At 61.4% G+C, this 15,873-nt stretch carries 18 protein-coding genes; 7 read left to right on the forward strand and 11 right to left on the reverse strand.

Going from position 1 to position 15,873, the window contains the following annotated elements; genetic code table 11:
• Positions 1–93: 93 nt before the first annotated feature.
• Positions 94–1,065: a LysR substrate-binding domain-containing protein gene (locus tag ACO54Z_RS08020; protein WP_298080176.1), complete on the reverse strand. Its 972-nt coding sequence runs from the start codon at positions 1,063–1,065 to the stop codon at positions 94–96.
• A gap of 334 nt (positions 1,066–1,399) precedes the next feature.
• Here ACO54Z_RS08020 and cysK point away from each other — a divergent pair, with 334 nt between their 5' ends.
• Positions 1,400–2,347, forward strand: a complete 948-nt coding sequence (gene cysK / locus ACO54Z_RS08025; RefSeq protein ID WP_298080177.1) for a cysteine synthase A — start codon at positions 1,400–1,402, stop codon at positions 2,345–2,347.
• A 203-nt stretch (positions 2,348–2,550) separates the two neighbouring features.
• On the opposite strand, the gene ACO54Z_RS08030 is transcribed toward cysK, so the two are convergent.
• From ACO54Z_RS08030 to ACO54Z_RS08050, 5 genes are all read right to left on the reverse strand, one after another.
• Positions 2,551–2,955 (reverse strand): VOC family protein, encoded by a 405-nt coding sequence (locus tag ACO54Z_RS08030; RefSeq protein WP_485996532.1) that lies wholly within the window; start codon positions 2,953–2,955, stop codon positions 2,551–2,553.
• A 31-nt stretch (positions 2,956–2,986) separates the two neighbouring features.
• Entirely contained in the window at positions 2,987–3,838 is an 852-nt protein-coding gene (locus ACO54Z_RS08035) for an AraC family transcriptional regulator (RefSeq protein WP_485996533.1), read from the reverse strand.
• Between the two features lie 126 nt (positions 3,839–3,964).
• Entirely contained in the window at positions 3,965–4,552 is a 588-nt protein-coding gene (locus tag ACO54Z_RS08040; protein WP_485996534.1) for an alpha/beta hydrolase, read from the reverse strand.
• 27 nt (positions 4,553–4,579) lie between these two features.
• Positions 4,580–5,410, reverse strand: a complete 831-nt coding sequence (locus ACO54Z_RS08045; protein WP_485996535.1) for a CbrC family protein — start codon at positions 5,408–5,410, stop codon at positions 4,580–4,582.
• Between the two features lie 643 nt (positions 5,411–6,053).
• Positions 6,054–6,629: a YbhB/YbcL family Raf kinase inhibitor-like protein gene (locus ACO54Z_RS08050; RefSeq protein ID WP_485996536.1), complete on the reverse strand. Its 576-nt coding sequence runs from the start codon at positions 6,627–6,629 to the stop codon at positions 6,054–6,056.
• A gap of 299 nt (positions 6,630–6,928) precedes the next feature.
• Between ACO54Z_RS08050 and ACO54Z_RS08055 the strand changes: the two genes are divergently transcribed.
• Complete coding sequence (locus ACO54Z_RS08055) at positions 6,929–7,861, forward strand: hypothetical protein (protein ID WP_485996537.1); 933 nt, start codon at positions 6,929–6,931, stop codon at positions 7,859–7,861.
• A 300-nt stretch (positions 7,862–8,161) separates the two neighbouring features.
• Positions 8,162–8,515, forward strand: a complete 354-nt coding sequence (locus ACO54Z_RS08060; protein WP_485996538.1) for a DUF4298 domain-containing protein — start codon at positions 8,162–8,164, stop codon at positions 8,513–8,515.
• 65 nt (positions 8,516–8,580) lie between these two features.
• Here ACO54Z_RS08060 and ACO54Z_RS08065 read toward each other — a convergent pair whose 3' ends face one another.
• The 5 genes from ACO54Z_RS08065 to ACO54Z_RS08085 form a co-directional block, all read right to left on the reverse strand.
• Positions 8,581–9,387, reverse strand: coding sequence for a cysteine ABC transporter substrate-binding protein (locus tag ACO54Z_RS08065; RefSeq protein WP_485996539.1), 807 nt, complete (start codon positions 9,385–9,387; stop codon positions 8,581–8,583).
• Positions 9,384–10,130 carry an amino acid ABC transporter ATP-binding protein gene (locus ACO54Z_RS08070; RefSeq protein WP_485996540.1) on the reverse strand — a complete coding sequence of 249 codons (747 nt, stop codon included), beginning with the start codon at positions 10,128–10,130 and terminating at the stop codon, positions 9,384–9,386. The genes ACO54Z_RS08065 and ACO54Z_RS08070 overlap by 4 nt, the downstream gene beginning before the upstream one ends.
• The gene (locus ACO54Z_RS08075) at positions 10,127–10,774 is read right to left on the reverse strand and encodes an amino acid ABC transporter permease (protein ID WP_485996541.1); all 648 of its coding nucleotides are present in this window, start codon (positions 10,772–10,774) and stop codon (positions 10,127–10,129) included. The genes ACO54Z_RS08070 and ACO54Z_RS08075 overlap by 4 nt, the downstream gene beginning before the upstream one ends.
• Positions 10,764–11,423, reverse strand: a complete 660-nt coding sequence (locus ACO54Z_RS08080; RefSeq protein WP_485996547.1) for an amino acid ABC transporter permease — start codon at positions 11,421–11,423, stop codon at positions 10,764–10,766. The genes ACO54Z_RS08075 and ACO54Z_RS08080 overlap by 11 nt, the downstream gene beginning before the upstream one ends.
• A gap of 584 nt (positions 11,424–12,007) precedes the next feature.
• Entirely contained in the window at positions 12,008–12,955 is a 948-nt protein-coding gene (locus ACO54Z_RS08085; RefSeq protein ID WP_485996542.1) for an AEC family transporter, read from the reverse strand.
• Between the two features lie 155 nt (positions 12,956–13,110).
• Between ACO54Z_RS08085 and ACO54Z_RS08090 the strand changes: the two genes are divergently transcribed.
• The 4 genes from ACO54Z_RS08090 to ACO54Z_RS08105 are packed head-to-tail and all read left to right on the forward strand — an operon-like array spanning position 13,111 to position 15,754.
• Positions 13,111–13,530 carry a rhodanese-like domain-containing protein gene (locus ACO54Z_RS08090; protein ID WP_485996543.1) on the forward strand — a complete coding sequence of 140 codons (420 nt, stop codon included), beginning with the start codon at positions 13,111–13,113 and terminating at the stop codon, positions 13,528–13,530.
• 10 nt (positions 13,531–13,540) lie between these two features.
• Complete coding sequence (gene grxC, locus ACO54Z_RS08095; protein ID WP_485996544.1) at positions 13,541–13,798, forward strand: glutaredoxin 3; 258 nt, start codon at positions 13,541–13,543, stop codon at positions 13,796–13,798.
• Between the two features lie 3 nt (positions 13,799–13,801).
• Positions 13,802–15,049 (forward strand): lipoprotein-releasing ABC transporter permease subunit, encoded by a 1,248-nt coding sequence (locus ACO54Z_RS08100; protein ID WP_485996545.1) that lies wholly within the window; start codon positions 13,802–13,804, stop codon positions 15,047–15,049.
• A 3-nt stretch (positions 15,050–15,052) separates the two neighbouring features.
• Positions 15,053–15,754, forward strand: coding sequence for an ABC transporter ATP-binding protein (locus ACO54Z_RS08105; protein ID WP_485996546.1), 702 nt, complete (start codon positions 15,053–15,055; stop codon positions 15,752–15,754).
• Positions 15,755–15,873 lie beyond the last annotated feature (119 nt).

The following is a 15,873-nucleotide window of genomic DNA, read 5'->3' on the forward strand; positions in this document are numbered from 1 at the left end:
GTATGCGGGCTAACCCCACCCCCAGCCCCTTCCCCACCGGGGGAGGGAGCCGGATACATACAGGGTAGCGGGGGAGGTGTATGTAAACGGGCGCTATATCGCCCAGCCCGGTTCGGAGCTGACGCTTTGCTGTTTGCGCACGTATTGTTCGACCGCCTCGCGCGTCGCCCCCGGCACGATGCGGTCAATCAGGTCATAGTGGAAGGCGCGCAGCCGCATTTCGTTGTGCCAGACGAGGTAGGTGTTGAAAATCGGCATCCAGCGCTCCAGCGGGAACATCGCGAGATCGCTGTCCTTGTCCGCATCAAACGCCATATCGGCGATGACGCCGATGCCCAGCCCCTGACGCACATAACTTTTGATCATCTCCGCGTTGCGCGCGGTCAGCACGATGCGCGCCGCAAGCCCCCGCCCCGCCATCGCCCGCGCCAGCGCCGACGGCTCCTTGTGCGAGGTGACATAGGTAATCAGCGGGTAGGGGGCGAGGCTGGTCAGGCCTTCAAACGGCTTCTGCGTGATGGCGTGGTCGCGCGGCGCCACCGCCACCGCCGACCAGCTTTCCGCCGGCAGCATGAACAGGCCGCGCAGCAGCAGGTTGTACGGCGTCAGGTCGCTCGCGGAAAACCAGGCGAAATCGGCATCGCGCTCCTGCACCATTTGCAAAATCTGCGCGTTGGTGCCTTCGATGACGTTCATCGGCAACTGCGGGTAATCGTGCTGAATGGCGGGCAGAATCTGCACCAGGCGGTTGTGCGCCAGCGTGTGCGTGGTGGCAATGGAGAGCTGCGACAATGCGAACAGGTTATGGTGCTCGCTCAGGCGGGCGATGTTGTCCATCGCCACCATAATCCGCTCGATATCCGGCATCATCGCCTCGCCGACCTCGGTCAGACCGATGAACGCCTTGCGGTTGCGGCGGAAAATCGGCGCGCCCAGCAGCTCCTCCGCCATCTTGACCTGTTTGCTCACCGCCGGTTGCGACATATGCAGCACCTCCGCCGCCGCCGTCACATTGAACCCGGACTGCACAATCGCCGCAATGCACTGTAACTGCTTGAATTTCATCCACTCACCCTCGCCAAAAAACAACCCCCATGCAAAAAACATACCAATATAGCCATATACCTAAAGCCTCAGACAAGGCGCGCCGCCGAAGACAGTACGCCTTCGTACGGCGCGGGTTTCCCTAAAAAATGGCTCCGCCATTTTTTAGGGTGCCCGGTCAGGCGGCGCAACACAGTATGAGGCTTTAGGGGGATGGCTAACGGCGCGGCATCTTACCCCGCCACGCCCCTCCCGCCTATAACCAAAACGGGGGGTGCTTATGCCAAAAAGGCATAACGCGCCCCGGCGAAGCGTATTACCATGCGCCCCGTCACAAACCACAAGGAAACATCCCATGAAATACAACAGCGTCCTCGACACCATCGGCAACACCCCGATCATCCGCATCAACCGCCTGGCGCCGAAACACGTCCAACTCTACGTCAAAACCGAATCGCGCAACCCCGGCGGCTCGGTCAAAGACCGCCTCGCCTACGCCGTCATCAACGACGCCGAAAAACGCGGCGTACTCAAACCCGGTCAAACCGTAGTGGAAGCCACCTCCGGCAACACCGGCATCGCGCTGGCGATGGTCTGCGCTGCCAAAGGCTATCCGTTTGTCGCCGTCATGACCGAGACCTTCTCCGTCGAGCGGCGCAAACTCATCCGCAGCTTCGGCGGTAAAGTCATCCTCACCCCCGCCGCCGAGCGCGGCGTCGGCATGGTCAGAGTCGCCAAAGAGCTGGCGGAGAAAAACGGCTGGTTCCTCGCCGACCAGTTCGCCAACCCCGCCAACCCGCAATACCACCGCGAAACCACCGCTGCCGAAATCCTGCGCGACTTCGCCGGTGAGCGCCTCGACTACTTCGTCAGCGGCTACGGCACCGGCGGTACCATCTCCGGCACCGGCGAAGTGCTGAAAGCGGCGCGACCCGACCTCAAAATCGTCGCCACCGAACCGGTGAACGCGCAACTGCTCGCGGGCAAAGACTGGGCGCCGCACAAAATCCAGGGCTGGACGCCGGACTTCATCGCCAAAACCATGAACCAGAACATCTACGACTACCTCATTCCGGTCGGCGACGAAGAATCCCGCGACACTGCGCTCGCCCTGGCGGCACAAGAAGGCATCCTCACCGGCATCTCCGGCGGCGCGACCTTCAACGCCGCGCTGCAATTTGCGCAACAGGCGGAAGAAGGCTCGGTCATCCTCGCCATGCTCCCGGACGGCAGCGAACGCTATATGTCCACCTTCCTCTTCGAGAGCATCAACGAAGGCTCGGACGACCATCTCCTGCCCTGATTCTTCTTATACCTTTACTACACTCCTGTATCTGTTTGCCGGTCGCTAGACCGGCTTTTTTGCGCATGACAAAAGCCCCTGCATGGCAGGGGCTTTCTTTTTATAGCATACTCACAAAGTCCTGTACAAGGCGCGCCGCCGAAGACAGTACGCTTTGTACGGCGAGGTGGCGCAACGCCGTACAGGGCTTTGTGAGATTGCTATTACGCATCCATGAGCCACGCCACCGCTTCGATTTTGTGGCCGTCCAAATCGCGGACGAAGCAGCCGTAATATTCCTTGCCGTAATGCGGGCGCGGGCCGGGCGCGCCGTCGTCCTTGCCTCCGGCGGCGAGGGCGGCGGCATAAAAGGCATCCACTTCGGCACGGCTGGTGGCGAAAAAGGCAACGTGGACGCCGTTTGCCGTCGCCGCTGGCTGGCCGTCATGCGGGCGCTGTATCCAAAATTCAGGGTAGGCACGCCCATAAGCCACCGCCTGATGTTCGCTCAAATCGAGGGTGCGGCGGATATTCAGCGTCGCCAGTACCTTGTCGTAAAAGGCGACGGCCTGCGCGAAGTGGTTGGTGCCCAATGAGACATGGGAGATGATACTGGGGTTTTCGTTCATGGATTGACTCCGGTGGGTTGAGGAAAGGGTTTCAGGCATTGTCGCTGGTGAGTGGCAGCCAGATGTCGGTCAGCAGCTCCTGCGGCGGCGTGGTTTTGCAGTCGTTGCGGTATTCTTCGATGCAGGGCGCGTCGGCGACTTGCAACGGCGTGTTGAGCAGCCAGTCGCGGTAGAGCCAGTCGTAGGCGCGGTGCAGTTCGGCATAGGCACCGCGATGGTGCAGTACGGCGTAGCGTCCGCCCGGTAGCAGTCGCCAGGTGAAAGGAGCGGCGACCGGCGCCTCGCCAGTGTAAATGGCGACTTCGGCACGCAGCGCGGTGGCCGGGCAGGCGTCGGGGTCGTCGTAATAGATGCCGAAGTAGCGCGCCTGTGCGGCGGGCAGTTGGCCGCGCAGGGTGAGCAGGCTTTCAGCGTGGCTGAAGGTCGCGCCGATGTTCATGTAGTCGCCGTGGTGCGGCAGGATGGCGACCGGCAACGGCGCGATGTCGCGGATTTCCAGCGGGTACGCGCTGGTTTCAACCGGCGCCGGGGCAGGGCAGGGCGCGCCGCCACGGGCGCGGTAGTCCTGCGGGTGCTGGCCGTAGGCTTCGCGGAAGATGCGGATGAAGGACTGGGCGTTGCCGCCGTAACCGCAGGCGCGGGCGACCTCCGCCAGCGGTTTGTCGCCGCTGAGCAGCAGGTGCGCGGCGTGGTGCAGGCGGATGCGTTTCAGGGTTTCGGCGATGGTTTCGCCCATGACCGCGCGGTAGATGCGGTGCCAGTGACAGGGCGAGAGGCAGGCGATGTCGGCGAGGCGGGCAAGGTCGATTTCGTGCGGGTAGTGGCGGTGCAGGTATTGCAGCACTTTGGCGAAACGGGCTTCGTTGTATTCGGGGTGGCGCATGGGGTTCTCCTTGGCGCGGATTATACGGGCGCGGGCGGGACGAATCTTGCGGTTTTTAGTCAGCAGCGAGCCAGTTAATAGCAGCGGCGGTGCGCGCGGCGATGTCGTCGAAATGGCCGCCGGGGTTCAGCGCGAAGGTGGTGCGGATGCCCTGTTGCAGGCGGTGGCGCGGGTCGCGTTTTCGACCGTCATCATGCGCGAATGGCGGCTATTTTTTTCGCTGTCGCCGAGCGAGAAGTACGCGCGCGCCGGCGGGGGTTGCAGCGGGCGGCTGGTGGCGAAGTCCGCCCAGCCGTCAAACCAGAGCGAGCCGGAAACGCAGACAACGCGGGAAAACGGGCTGGCGTGGTAGGCGCTCCAGGCGGCGAACAGTCCGGCGAGCGAGTATCCGGCGATGCCGCACCAGCGCGGTTGCAGACCGAGGCACCGTTCGACGGCGGGCAGCCGCGCGGCGAGACTGGCAAGGGTTTCAGTCGCGCCGCCGCTGAAATCCGGCGCCTTTTTGAAGGCACGCGGTGCTGGCCACGGGCTGAAGGCGTGCTCCCAGTCGGTGCGGTCCAGCGAGAGGAGATGAACGTCGGCGGTGAGCAGGTTGGCGACAGCATCGGCTTCGTACGGCTGGAGGCAGGTGAGGACGAGTGGCGCGGTGGCGGGCAGCGCGGCGGGGGCGTAGTGGCGGAGATTTTCGGCGGTGAGGATGCGGGCGGGAGGCATAGCGTTTCATGTGTCGCAGGGCGGCGGTCAGTCCATGTCCACGTACAGGACGTGCTGGCCGCAATGCAGGCAGCGGAAAAGGTAGCCTGCCATCGAGCCGTGTGCTTCGATGTATGGCAGGTATTCGGGGTCGGGCTGGTGGAAGCCATACCATTCGATGCGGTCGGCGAGGTCTTGTTCTTCCAGTTCCCGCCAGCCGGTATAGCCGATAAAGGCGCAGTAATCGCCGCAGTGATCCGGCCACGGTTCTTGTTGCCAGCCCGCATAGGACGGAGTGCGGTGGCAGAGTTCGTCCTGTTTTTCTTGGGCGATGTCCGGCGAGATGCTGCCGCTATCGACGAATGCACCGTGATATTTTTCGGCAGCGCGGCCGCTTTTGATGCAGCCAGGGCAAAGGGCATTGATGTTTGCCCGGCTGTAAAACGGGTTGGTGTAAAAGATGTGGGTGGGCTTGTCGCAGCAGTCGCAGGTGACGGCTTCTTCTTGTGTTTTGAAGATGTTGGCGGCGAGCGGGTCGGGGCAGTATTTGAACTGCGGCAGCGCAGCTTTGAGTTCGGCGGTGATGCGCAGCGGGCGTTTGGCGGCGAAGCGGTCGCCGTAATCCCCGGCAAGGTTTTTGAGGCGGACGATGTTTTGCCGGTCATGGCGGTTGTTGCGGTCAAAGGCGGTTTGCTGGTGTTGAAAGGCGGTCTGGTAGCGGCCAAGCGCTTCGTAAATGTAGGCAAGGGCGCGGTGTTTTTGCGGGCTGTCCGCCTCGGCGGTAAGGACGGGTTCAAGGTCAAACAGCCGCAGCAGGCGGGCGTTTTCGTCAAGCGCGTCCGCTTCGTGGATGAGGGTTTGATAGTCGTCGGGGTGCATGGGATGTCCTGGGGCAGGAATTTACATACACCTTGAGCGTCAGGTGTATGCATAAAGAATACCCCCCTCCCCCTGTGGGGGAGGGGACGGGGTGGGGTTCATCAATAAGTACGCCGATAGGCTGTAGCCATAGTTGGGCGGTTATTGATATGCGGACAGATAAACCGCGAGCGTGCCGCAAGTAACCCCACCCCGGGGCGTCATGAAAAGGCATCCGCCTTTTTCATGACGCCCCGACCCTCCCCCACAGGGGGAGAGAGCCGTCCGGTGGCAGCCGCAGTAACCGTTGCCGGAATTTCCGCTGCTACTGGTCATTTACATACACATCGAGCGCTCAGGTGTATGTATAACGGATTGCTGAACAAACAGCGTGCGTGCCACCAAAACGCTACCCCCACCCCAACCCTCCCCCGTAGCACGCGCTGGAGCGTCCTGCAGGGGAGGGGGTGAACGGTAGTTTACATACACATCGGGCGCTCAGGTGTATGTATAGCCATCCACCGAAAGTTTCAGACAAGACGCGCCGCTGGAGATAGTACGCGGTTGTACGGCGCGGGTTTCCCTAAAAAATGGCTACGCCATTTTTTAGGGTGCCCGGTCAGCGGCGCAACACAGTATGAGGCTTTCGGTGGATGGCTATACTTTATTGCCCGTATAACGCGGTCAGCTGCCCACTTGCCAGTACCTTGCCATTCAGACTGAAGCCAAGCACGGCCGGGGTGGCGTCGGCGGGCAGGTCGAGGCGGCTGTCCAGCGCGTAGAGGGTGTAGATGTAGCGGTGTGGTGCGGCCCCGGGCGGCGGGCAGGCGCCGATAAAGCCGCGGATGCCGCCGTCGTTTTTGAGGACGGCAGCGCCATCGGGCAGTTTGGCGTCGGTCGCGCCCGCCCCTGCAGGCAGTCCGGTCGCGCTCGCCGGGAGGTTGTACACCGCCCAGTGCCAGAAACCGCTGCCGGTCGGCGCATCAGGGTCATAGACGGTCAGCACCAGCGATTTCGCCTCTTTGGGCACGCCCGTCCATTGCAGCGCCGGGCTGAGGTTCTTGCCGCTGCAACCAAAGCTGTCGGCAACCTGCGCCAGGGTGAGCGTCGCGCCGTCCTGGATGTCCGGGCTAGACAGTTGCAGGGTTTGCGCCGGTTTGGCGGGTTGCTTGACCTCCAGCGTGTCGGCGTGAGCGGCGAGGGATGCGGCGATGAGTGCCGCGACGAGGCATTTTTTCATGATGGCTCCGGGTTGTGAAAGGAGCGGCCATTAAACCACCTGCCCGCGCGCGATAACAGCCGCTACGCGCACAACATTGCCCGTTGGCGCATATTCGCGCGGCGTTGACATGACCGGAATCTTCGCCGCCATCTTTTGTCAATGCACAATCCTTACGATATGTAATAAAGAAGCGGCACACCCATCACCATCGAACGGGCAATATATTGAAATACAAAAATAAAATAAAATAACTGGATATTAATCTGAGAAAACCGTAATATTCTGCCATCCATCCACCATGAACCAGGGACAGCGCAATGGCAATCCAACTGACAGTAAAAGAAGGCAACAGCGAACGGAGCTGGGACGTCGTTGACGGTCAGCAAATCGACATCAATATGGCCAAGGGCGCGGAGTATGCCCTGATTGACACCCGTACCGGCGAAACCCCGGACGGATTGCGCGTGGTCAACAACCACGGCCAAACCGAAATCTACGGCAGCGACACCTTCCCGTGGGTAACGCTGCACGATGACGGCAGCGACACGGATGCCGCGCCACAGCCGGAAGCAGCATCCGCCTCGCCCGCCGCCACCCTTGGCGACAACATCGCCATCGCTGACGCCGCAGCAGCGGCGGATGCCAGCGCCCCGCCGCCCGCCGATGCCGAACACCTGCAGGCAGACGAAGTCGCCGAGCCGACCAACCCGAATTTTGAAGGTACGCCGTCCGGCGGCTCAATACTGCTCGCTGGCGGCGGTGCCCTGCTCGCCGGCGGACTGGCGGCCGCGATTGGCGGCGGCAGCAGCGGCGCCAACCCGCATTACCACGAGCCGGACACCAGCCTCGCACCGCACCCGGCCACGTCGCCCGAACCGCTTGCCGCAGACGGCAACCCGACCGGCGAAAGCCCCGCCGCCGCGCCGCCGCAACCCGCCAGCACAGAGCCGCAGCACACGCCGTACACCCTCAACATGAACGGCGAAAATCTCAATTTTGACAACCTACTCAAAGGCGGCAAGCTGGACGCGACCAACCACAACTTTGACAAACTCACCCTGAACGCGGGCGACCTGCTTGCCCACCCCAGCACGCTCACCCTGAGCGGCGATTACGGCGACCAGCTTGACCTCACCGGCGGCGGCTGGGTGCAGGACAGCGCGGCGGGACACGGCAACCATTACAGCACCTATCACCACGGCAATTTCACCCTGCGCGTGGAAGACGACATCAGCGTCTCGATTATCTGATTTTTCTCCGTGGGTGGAAGCCCCCGTTGCTCCGGCAGCGGGGGCTTTTTTTATGCGGCGCACTTTTTCCGCGCACGAAAAAAGCGCCAAAGCGCTTTTCATAAGATCGGATTGGAGGGCTATAAAAACGTAGGGGCGGTTAGCGACAGCGTAACCGCCCGCAGCAACGAGTCAGGCGGTTACGGGTTTCGTCCAAAGCTCCGGTCGGCGCTGCCTTCCGGTGCGGCGCATTGCAGGCGGGGATATTTGGCGGGAAATGAGCGCCCGCTATAATCCCGCCATGATTAACGGAGGTGTTTTATGAATGATGCAACAGAGCTGCAACAGGCACAGGCGCGGCTGAACGAAGTGCAGGCGCTGTACCGCGAATGGCTGGCGCTCGCGCCCCGGCTGGAAGCGGCGCAGGCAGAATGGCGGCAGGCGGCGGCGGTGATGGCGCAGCTCAATACGTTTTACGACCGCGAATATCTGCCGCTGCGCGATGCGGTCGAGGCGAGCTTGCCGCTGGATGAGCGCACGCCGGGCGAGTACCGCGTTTTGAGCGAGGATGCGCTGTTTGATGCCTTCAGCGAGGCGCATCAGCTCGCCTGGGGCTGGATGCGACTGGCGATGGCATCGCTTGATCCGGCGCGGCATGGCGACGATGCCGGATAACCGTCGCCACAGGATGCACACCCAAAAAGCCCGCATCGCGGGCTTTTTGCCGTAAAGGCAACGGTTTATTTTGTCTCGACCAGAATGTCTTTTGCAGGGACGTCGTCGCCGAAAACGGGCTTCAGTGTTTTTTCATACGCCGCCTGCATCGCGCCGTTTTTGTTCATCTCGTCAATCTGGCCGTCAATCCAGGCGTGCAGCGCGTCGTCGCCTTTCGCCACCGCAGGCGCGATGAAGTCATCTTCGCCGATGCGGGTGATGCCAACGGTGTAGCCGGGGTGTTCTTTCGCCCAGGCGAGCAGCAGGGTGTTGTCGTGCGCGAGCGCGTCGCCGCGGCCGTCGAGCAGCGCGTTGAAGGTTTCGGTGTTTTGGTCGTATTTCAGGCTTTTGATGTCGCGGTGTTCTTTGCTGAAGTAGCGGTCGGCGGTGGTGCCTTTGTTGAGCAGCAGCGTTTTGTCTTTCAGTTCGTCGATGTTTTTAATCGGCGCCTTGTCCGGCGAGACGACGCCGAGTGCGACTTTCATGTACGGCTTGGCGTAATCCACCACTTCGGCGCGCTCCGGGGTGACGGTGAAGTTGGCGAGGATGATGTCCACTTTGCCGGAACGCAGGTATTCGACGCGGTTCGCCGCTTCCACCAGCACGAATTTTGCCTTGGCTTCGTCGCCGAGCAGTTGTTTGGCGAGGTAGCGGCCGATTTCGACGTCAAAGCCTTGCGAGACGCCGTTGGCATCAACGTAGCCGAATGGCGGTTTGTCGCTGAAGACGCCGATGCGCACTTCGCCCTTGGCTTTCAGTTCGTCCGGGGTGACGGCGAAGGCGGGCGCGGCGCTGGCGGCGAGCAGGGCGGCGAGGATGGCGTTTTTTTTCATGTGTACTCCTGATAGTGCATGAGGTTGAGGAAGGCTTGCGCCCGCGCGCTGGCGGGGGCGGTGAAGAAGGTTTCGGGCTCTGCCTGTTCGATGATTTCGCCGTGGTCCATAAAGAGGATGCGGTCGGCGACTTTGCGCGCAAAACCCATTTCGTGGGTGACAATCAGCATGGTCATGCCGTCGGCGGCGAGCTCCAGCACGACGTCCAGCACTTCGCGCACCATTTCCGGGTCAAGCGCGGCGGTGATTTCATCGAGCAGCAGCAGTTGCGGATTGAGGCACAGCGCGCGGACGATGGCGATGCGTTGCTTCTGCCCGCCGGAGAGTTCACGCGGCCAGGCGTTTTTGCGCCCGTACAGGCCGATGCGTTGCAGCAGGCGGTCGGCCTGTGCTTCCACCTCGGCGCGCGGGCGCTTCTGCGCTTTGATTGGACCGAGGAGGATGTTGTCAATCACACTCAAATGGTTAAACAATTCATAGCTTTGGAACACCATGCCGATGTGCTGCCGCGCCGCGTGCCAGCTGATGTCGCGCCCCAGCACGCCGTGGCCTTGCAGGGTAATCGTGCCGCCCTGGATGGGCTCCAGGCCGTTAATGCAGCGCAACAGCGTGCTTTTGCCGCAGCCGGAAGGGCCGAGCAGCACCACCACCTCGCCGCTTTGCACCTCAAGATGGATGCCGCGCAGCGCGTGCGTATCGCCGTAGAACTTGTCAATCGCGGCGAGCGACAGCAGCGCGCTCATGCCTCACGCTCCAGACGGGCGGCGAGCAGCGACAGCGGATAACAAAGCAAGAAATAAAGCATGAACAAAATTCCGTAAATCAAAAAAGACGCCCAGGGATGCAGCTCAATAATCTGCTGCGCCACCTTGACCACATCGACCACGCCGATGAGCGCCGCCAGCGCGGTGGTCTTAATCATCCGCGTCAGCAGATTGACCACGCCGGGCAGGACGCGGCGCAGACTTTGCGGCAGCAGGACAAAGCGGAACACCTGCGCCGGGCTCAAGCCGACCGCCAGCGCCGTCTCGCGCTGGTGCGGGTCGATGGAAACCAGCGCGCCGCGCACCAAATCGCCCATCTCGGCAATGCCCCACAGGCTGAACACCAAAATACAGACGCTGTACGCCTGCCAATGCCAGCCAAACCAGGCGGCGAAGCCGAAATAGCAGATATAAAGCAGCACCAGCACCGGCATGAAGCGGATAAACTCCAAATAAGCGCGGCAGACAAAATGCAGCAGGCGGTTCGGTAGCGTCATCAACACGCCGAGCAGCACGCCGCCTGCGAGCGAAACCAGCATCGCGGCGAGGGAAATCGCGAGCGTCACCCCCGTCCCCTGTAACAGCCGCCAGCCATAGGCGAGCCAGGGAAAATCAGCGTCCATAAGCCGCCCTCCGTACCCGCCGCTCAATCCACGGCGCGGCAGCAATCACCGGCAAGAGAATCGTGGCATAACCGAGCACCAACAAAAACAGCGCCTCGTTGGTCTTGTAATCCAGACCAATCAACTCTTTGCTCACATTGAGCAGCTCCACCACCGCCAGCACGCCGACCACCGACGTTTCCTTGATAAGAAACAGCGTATTGGCGACCAGCGCCGGGACGGAAGCGGCGAGCGATTGCGGGAAGACCACATAACGGAACGCCTGCGCCGGCGTCAGGCCGACGGCGAGCGCCGCCTCGCCCTGCACCCGGCTCACCGCGGCAATGCCGCCGCGAAAAGCCTCTGCCATATAGGCCGCGCCGAGAAAAGTCAGGCCAATCACGCCGCAGGCAAAACCGGAGAGGCGGATGCCGAACTTCGGCAGACCGTAATAAAGGAAAAACAACTGCACCAACAGCGGCGTATTGCGCGACAACTCAATATAGGCGCGGCAAACGGGCGCGGCGAGCGGCAGGCGGTACACCACCGCGACGCACACCAGCAGACCAAAGAGCAGCGACAGCGCCACGCCCCACAGCGACAACTGGAGCGTCTGCCACGTCGCCGCGACATACTGCGGCAACACCTCGTGAATATAAGAAAAATCCATCTGCGTCAGGCCCAAAAAAAGAAGGCGCGCATTATCGCCGCCGCGCGACGGCGGGGGAAATGGCATTTGGTGATGGCGTCATAACCTGCCGTTATAGCGATACTCACAAAGTTCTGTACAAGGCGCACCGCTGAAGACAGTACGTGGTTGTACGGCGAAGCGGTGCAACGCCGTACAGGGCTTTGTGAGGATTGCTATATAGCCGCGCGCTTGCCCGTCAGCGCGCTATATCGCAATCCGCCCAAAGCCTTGTACAGCACCGGGTAAGTATCACCATAAAAAAACCGGGCATTCCCGCCCGGTCTTTCTGAGAGCCTGTTTAGAGTCTGCGGGTAAAAGCGAAATTCCCCCTCCCCCGCAGGGCGAAGCCCGCAGCGGGGGAGGGACGGGGTGGGGGGAGCGATATTATCGATAAACCGAAATTCTGCTTTTTCAATTATTTGCTGCTCTCACCCCAGCCCTCTCTCGCTACGCGAGCAATGCTTGTCCCACAGGGAGAGGGAGTATATCGGCGGTTTTACTTGCTCCCGTTCGCACAAGAAAACAGGTTTTCCCAGACTCTAAACAGGTTCTGAAAAGTGCGCTTAACTCACTATCGCCTGATGAATGAGGAAAATGGCCGACAAGGTAAAGACCGACAATACGTTGGTGGTAATCATGCTGACCGTGCCGCGGTGCGGATAACCATAGTGCTGCGCGAAAATGGCGACGGTATTGGCCATGGAAATGCCGCCCATCAAGGCACCGGCAAAAATGGCTTCTTCGCTGCCACCCAGCAGCCAAATAAACAATGTCGCCAGCGCAGGCATCAGAAACAGTTTGCCAATGGTAATTTGGGTAATGGCGACGACATTGCCCTGAATCTTGATCCCGTTCAGGCCGCAACCAATGACGAAAATGGCGACCGGTGCCGCCGCACCCGCGAGCAGGCTAATGGATTTGTCAATCGGGGCGGGCAGGCGCCATTGAAAGGCGGAGAAAATCATGCCGAGAATCAGCGCGACAATCAGCGGTTTGCGCAGCATATTGAGAATAATGGCGCGGAAACGCTGGCCGAAACTGCCCTGGCCGCTGGTATGCGATTCGGCAATGGCGAGAAACATCGGCACCAGCAAGACGTTTTCCACCAGCGTATTCAATGAAAAATAAATTCCGGCGTTATTGCCGCCATCGCGGCCCAGCACGCTCAATAACAGCGGATAACCGATAAAGGCGCTGTTGGAAAAGGTCTGGCCAACGGCAGTCACCGCCGCACCGCGCAAATCCTGACCGAGCAGGCGCGAGATGACGAGGCCAATCATGAAACAGAGAAATGTCGCTGCGGCATAGCCGAACAAATAGGCGGGAATAAAGACTTCATCCAGCCGTTTTTCCGACAGCGCCTTGAAAATCAGCGCGGGCAGGGCAATGCTGATGACGAAACGTCCCAGCGCAGACAATCCTTCCAGGGTAAATGCCCCGGCGCGGGTGGCGGCATAGCCGAAGGCGATGACGATAAATATCGGCAGTAGCGCCGTAATAATATTGAGCATGACAGAACAGGGGTGGTTGAAAAGCACGCATTCTACGCCCGTTGCGCGCCCGCTGCCGCATCGGTGAACAAGCGGCCAGCTTCGCCGCCGCCCCTACTTTCCCGCCGCAAACGCCAGTATAATCGCCGCCTTTTCCATAACCTGCGGGTATTCAGATGACTTTCGGACAATTCTTCCAGGACAATCTCTTCCTCTTTCTCATGCTGTTCGCCGTGGTCGGCGGCATCATCTATTTTGAAATCCAAGGGCGCAACGCCGCCGGGCAGAAGGTGAGCAATGCCCGCGCTGCCACCCTTGTCAATGACCGTGGCACCCTGATTGATCTGCGCCCCGCCCAGGATTACCGCCACGGCCACATTGCGGGCGCCAAGAATTTCCCGCTGGCGGAGCTGCACGACCAGCTCGGCAAAATCCGCGCGGCGAAAGACAGTCCACTGGTGATTTATGACAGCGATGGCCTGAACACCGCAGCGGCGGCGAAAACCCTGCGCGATGGAGGCTTTGAAGCCATTTATGCACTGGAGGGCGGCATCAACGGCTGGCTCGCCGAAAACCTGCCCGTCGTCAGCAAATAAGGAGTGCGCCATGCAAGCCGTCACCATGTATTTCAAACCGACCTGCCCCTATTGCCAGCGCGCGCACCAGTTGCTCAGCGCCAAGGGCGTTGCCTACGAAGGCATCGACATCAGCCGCGAACCGGAGCAGCGCGACGAGATGATTGCTCGCGCGGGTGGCCGCAAAACCGTGCCGCAGATTTTCATCGGCGCGACCCATGTCGGCGGTTGCGACGACCTCTACGCGCTGGAAGCCGCCGGCAAACTTGACGCGCTGCTCGCAGGTTAAGCCATGCAATTCCTGCCCTCGAAAATCGGCCTGCGCTACAGCTACGCCCGCAGCGGCTCTCGCTTCATCGGCCTGAACGCCATCCTCGCCATCATCGGCATCACCATCGGCATCGCCGCGCTCATCGTCGTCCTCTCCGTGATGAACGGCGTGGTGACGCAAGTGCGCGACAAGATGCTTTCCATGACCTCGCACGCGATGCTGCGCAGCAACGACGGCAGCGGCGTCATCCCGCCCGAATTTGACCCCGCACCGTATCTCGCCAACATCCCCGAACTGGTCGCCTACGCGCCCTATGTGCAGGGGCAGGGGCTGATTGGCGACAGCGAACGCTTTCAGGGCGTCGTCCTGCAAGGCGTTGACCCGGCGCAAGAAGGCAAAGTCTCGCAGACATTCGCCAAAATTGACCCGGAAGTCACCAGCCAGCTCGAAGACGGCCATTTCAACCTCATCTTGGGCGAAGTGCTGGCGGAGAAAATCAACGCCAAAGTCGGCGACAAAGTGACCATCATTGTGCCGCAAGTGACCGCCAGCGCGGCGGGACTGCTGCCGCGCATCAAGCGCTTCACCCTCGTCGGCACCTTCAGCAGCGGCCATTACTCCTTCGACAACGGCGTGGCGCTGGTCAATTACCACGACGCCGCCAAACTGCTGCAACTGCCCGACGGCGTCACCGGCTACCACCTGATGCTGCACGACCCGATGCAGGCGCCGCTGGTACGCGAACGCCTCGCGCCGGAGCTGCCCTACGGCGTCTATGCGAGCGACTGGAGCGTGGACAACGCCTCCTACTTCAGCGCGGTACAGACCGAGAAGAACGCGATGTTCATCATCCTCTGCCTCATCGTCATGGTCGCCGCCTTTGGCCTGCTCTCCTCGATGTACATGGTCGTCACCGAAAAACGGCGCGACATCGCCATCCTGCGCACCATGGGCATGACCCGCCGCCAAATCGGACAAATCTTCCTCACCCAAGGACTGACCTTCGGCGCGGTTGGCACCATCCTCGGCGTCGGCCTCGGCATCCTCATCGCCATCAACGTCCCCGCCATCATGGCATTCCTGGAGCGCCACACCGGCTACGCCCTGCCCGCGCAAATGTACTTCATCAACGAACTGCCGGCGAAACTCGACCCCGCCGTCATCAGCGGCATCAGCATCGTCACCCTCATCATGACCCTGCTCTTTTCCGTCATCCCGGCGCTGATGGCCGCCCGCACCGAACCCGCCCGCGCCCTGTCCCACGAGTAAACCATGACCGACCACGTCCTGACCGCGACCAACCTGCACTTCGCCTACCACGGCAAAGGCGAAAACCTCACCATCCTCAGCGGCACCGACCTTGCGCTGGCGCGCGGCGAAACCGTCGCCGTCGTCGGCGCCTCCGGCACCGGCAAAAGCACGCTGCTGCACATCCTCGCCGGGCTGGACACGCCGCAACAAGGCGAAATCACCCTCTGCGGCGCCAACCTCAGCCAGGCGGGCGACACCCGCCGCACCCGCCTGCGCAACCGCCACATGGGCTTCGTCTACCAGTTCCACCACCTGCTGCCCGAATTTAGCGCGGTCGAAAACGTCGCCATGCCGCTGCTAATACGCGGCGACCGCCCGGCAAAAGCACTGGCGGCGGCCAGCGAACTGCTTGCCGCCGTGGGATTAAAAGAACGGCTCAACCACCGCCCGGCAGAACTCTCCGGCGGCGAACGGCAGCGGGCGGCAATCGCGCGCGCGCTGGTGAATCGCCCCGACTGCCTGCTCGCCGACGAACCGACGGGCAACCTCGACCAGGAAAACGCCGCGCACGCCTTCGCGCTGATGAAAAACCTGATTGGCGAACAACACGGCGCGATGATCATCGTCACCCACGACATGAACCTCGCCCGGCAAATGGACCGCTGCCTCTACCTCGTCAGCGGCAAACTGAGCGAAACCCCGCCATCGCCGAAGCGGGTCTGAGAACCTGTTTAAAATCCCGGTTATCCACACAAATTTGAATTGCTACGCCGAATATTCCCCTCCCCTGCAGGGCGCGCAGCGCCCGCAGCGGGCGGGTTCCCACGCAAAATGCGTCCGCA

This window comes from Cardiobacterium sp. (assembly GCF_057314735.1).

Excerpts from the sequence above, each read along its gene's own strand:
- cysK (WP_298080177.1), top strand. The coding sequence starts at position 1,400 with ATGAAATACAACAGCGTCCTCGACACCATCGGCAACACCCCGATCATC.
- ACO54Z_RS08030 (WP_485996532.1), bottom strand. The coding sequence starts at position 2,955 with ATGAACGAAAACCCCAGTATCATCTCCCATGTCTCATTGGGCACCAAC.
- ACO54Z_RS08085 (WP_485996542.1), bottom strand. The coding sequence starts at position 12,955 with ATGCTCAATATTATTACGGCGCTACTGCCGATATTTATCGTCATCGCC.
- ACO54Z_RS08055 (WP_485996537.1), top strand. The coding sequence starts at position 6,929 with ATGGCAATCCAACTGACAGTAAAAGAAGGCAACAGCGAACGGAGCTGG.
- ACO54Z_RS08020 (WP_298080176.1), bottom strand. The coding sequence starts at position 1,065 with ATGAAATTCAAGCAGTTACAGTGCATTGCGGCGATTGTGCAGTCCGGG.
- ACO54Z_RS08050 (WP_485996536.1), bottom strand. The coding sequence starts at position 6,629 with ATGAAAAAATGCCTCGTCGCGGCACTCATCGCCGCATCCCTCGCCGCT.
- ACO54Z_RS08070 (WP_485996540.1), bottom strand. The coding sequence starts at position 10,130 with ATGAGCGCGCTGCTGTCGCTCGCCGCGATTGACAAGTTCTACGGCGAT.
- ACO54Z_RS08090 (WP_485996543.1), top strand. The coding sequence starts at position 13,111 with ATGACTTTCGGACAATTCTTCCAGGACAATCTCTTCCTCTTTCTCATG.
- ACO54Z_RS08065 (WP_485996539.1), bottom strand. The coding sequence starts at position 9,387 with ATGAAAAAAAACGCCATCCTCGCCGCCCTGCTCGCCGCCAGCGCCGCG.
- grxC (WP_485996544.1), top strand. The coding sequence starts at position 13,541 with ATGCAAGCCGTCACCATGTATTTCAAACCGACCTGCCCCTATTGCCAG.
- ACO54Z_RS08040 (WP_485996534.1), bottom strand. The coding sequence starts at position 4,552 with ATGCCTCCCGCCCGCATCCTCACCGCCGAAAATCTCCGCCACTACGCC.
- ACO54Z_RS08075 (WP_485996541.1), bottom strand. The coding sequence starts at position 10,774 with ATGGACGCTGATTTTCCCTGGCTCGCCTATGGCTGGCGGCTGTTACAG.
- ACO54Z_RS08100 (WP_485996545.1), top strand. The coding sequence starts at position 13,802 with ATGCAATTCCTGCCCTCGAAAATCGGCCTGCGCTACAGCTACGCCCGC.
- ACO54Z_RS08035 (WP_485996533.1), bottom strand. The coding sequence starts at position 3,838 with ATGCGCCACCCCGAATACAACGAAGCCCGTTTCGCCAAAGTGCTGCAA.
- ACO54Z_RS08045 (WP_485996535.1), bottom strand. The coding sequence starts at position 5,410 with ATGCACCCCGACGACTATCAAACCCTCATCCACGAAGCGGACGCGCTT.
- ACO54Z_RS08060 (WP_485996538.1), top strand. The coding sequence starts at position 8,162 with ATGAATGATGCAACAGAGCTGCAACAGGCACAGGCGCGGCTGAACGAA.
- ACO54Z_RS08080 (WP_485996547.1), bottom strand. The coding sequence starts at position 11,423 with ATGGATTTTTCTTATATTCACGAGGTGTTGCCGCAGTATGTCGCGGCG.
- ACO54Z_RS08105 (WP_485996546.1), top strand. The coding sequence starts at position 15,053 with ATGACCGACCACGTCCTGACCGCGACCAACCTGCACTTCGCCTACCAC.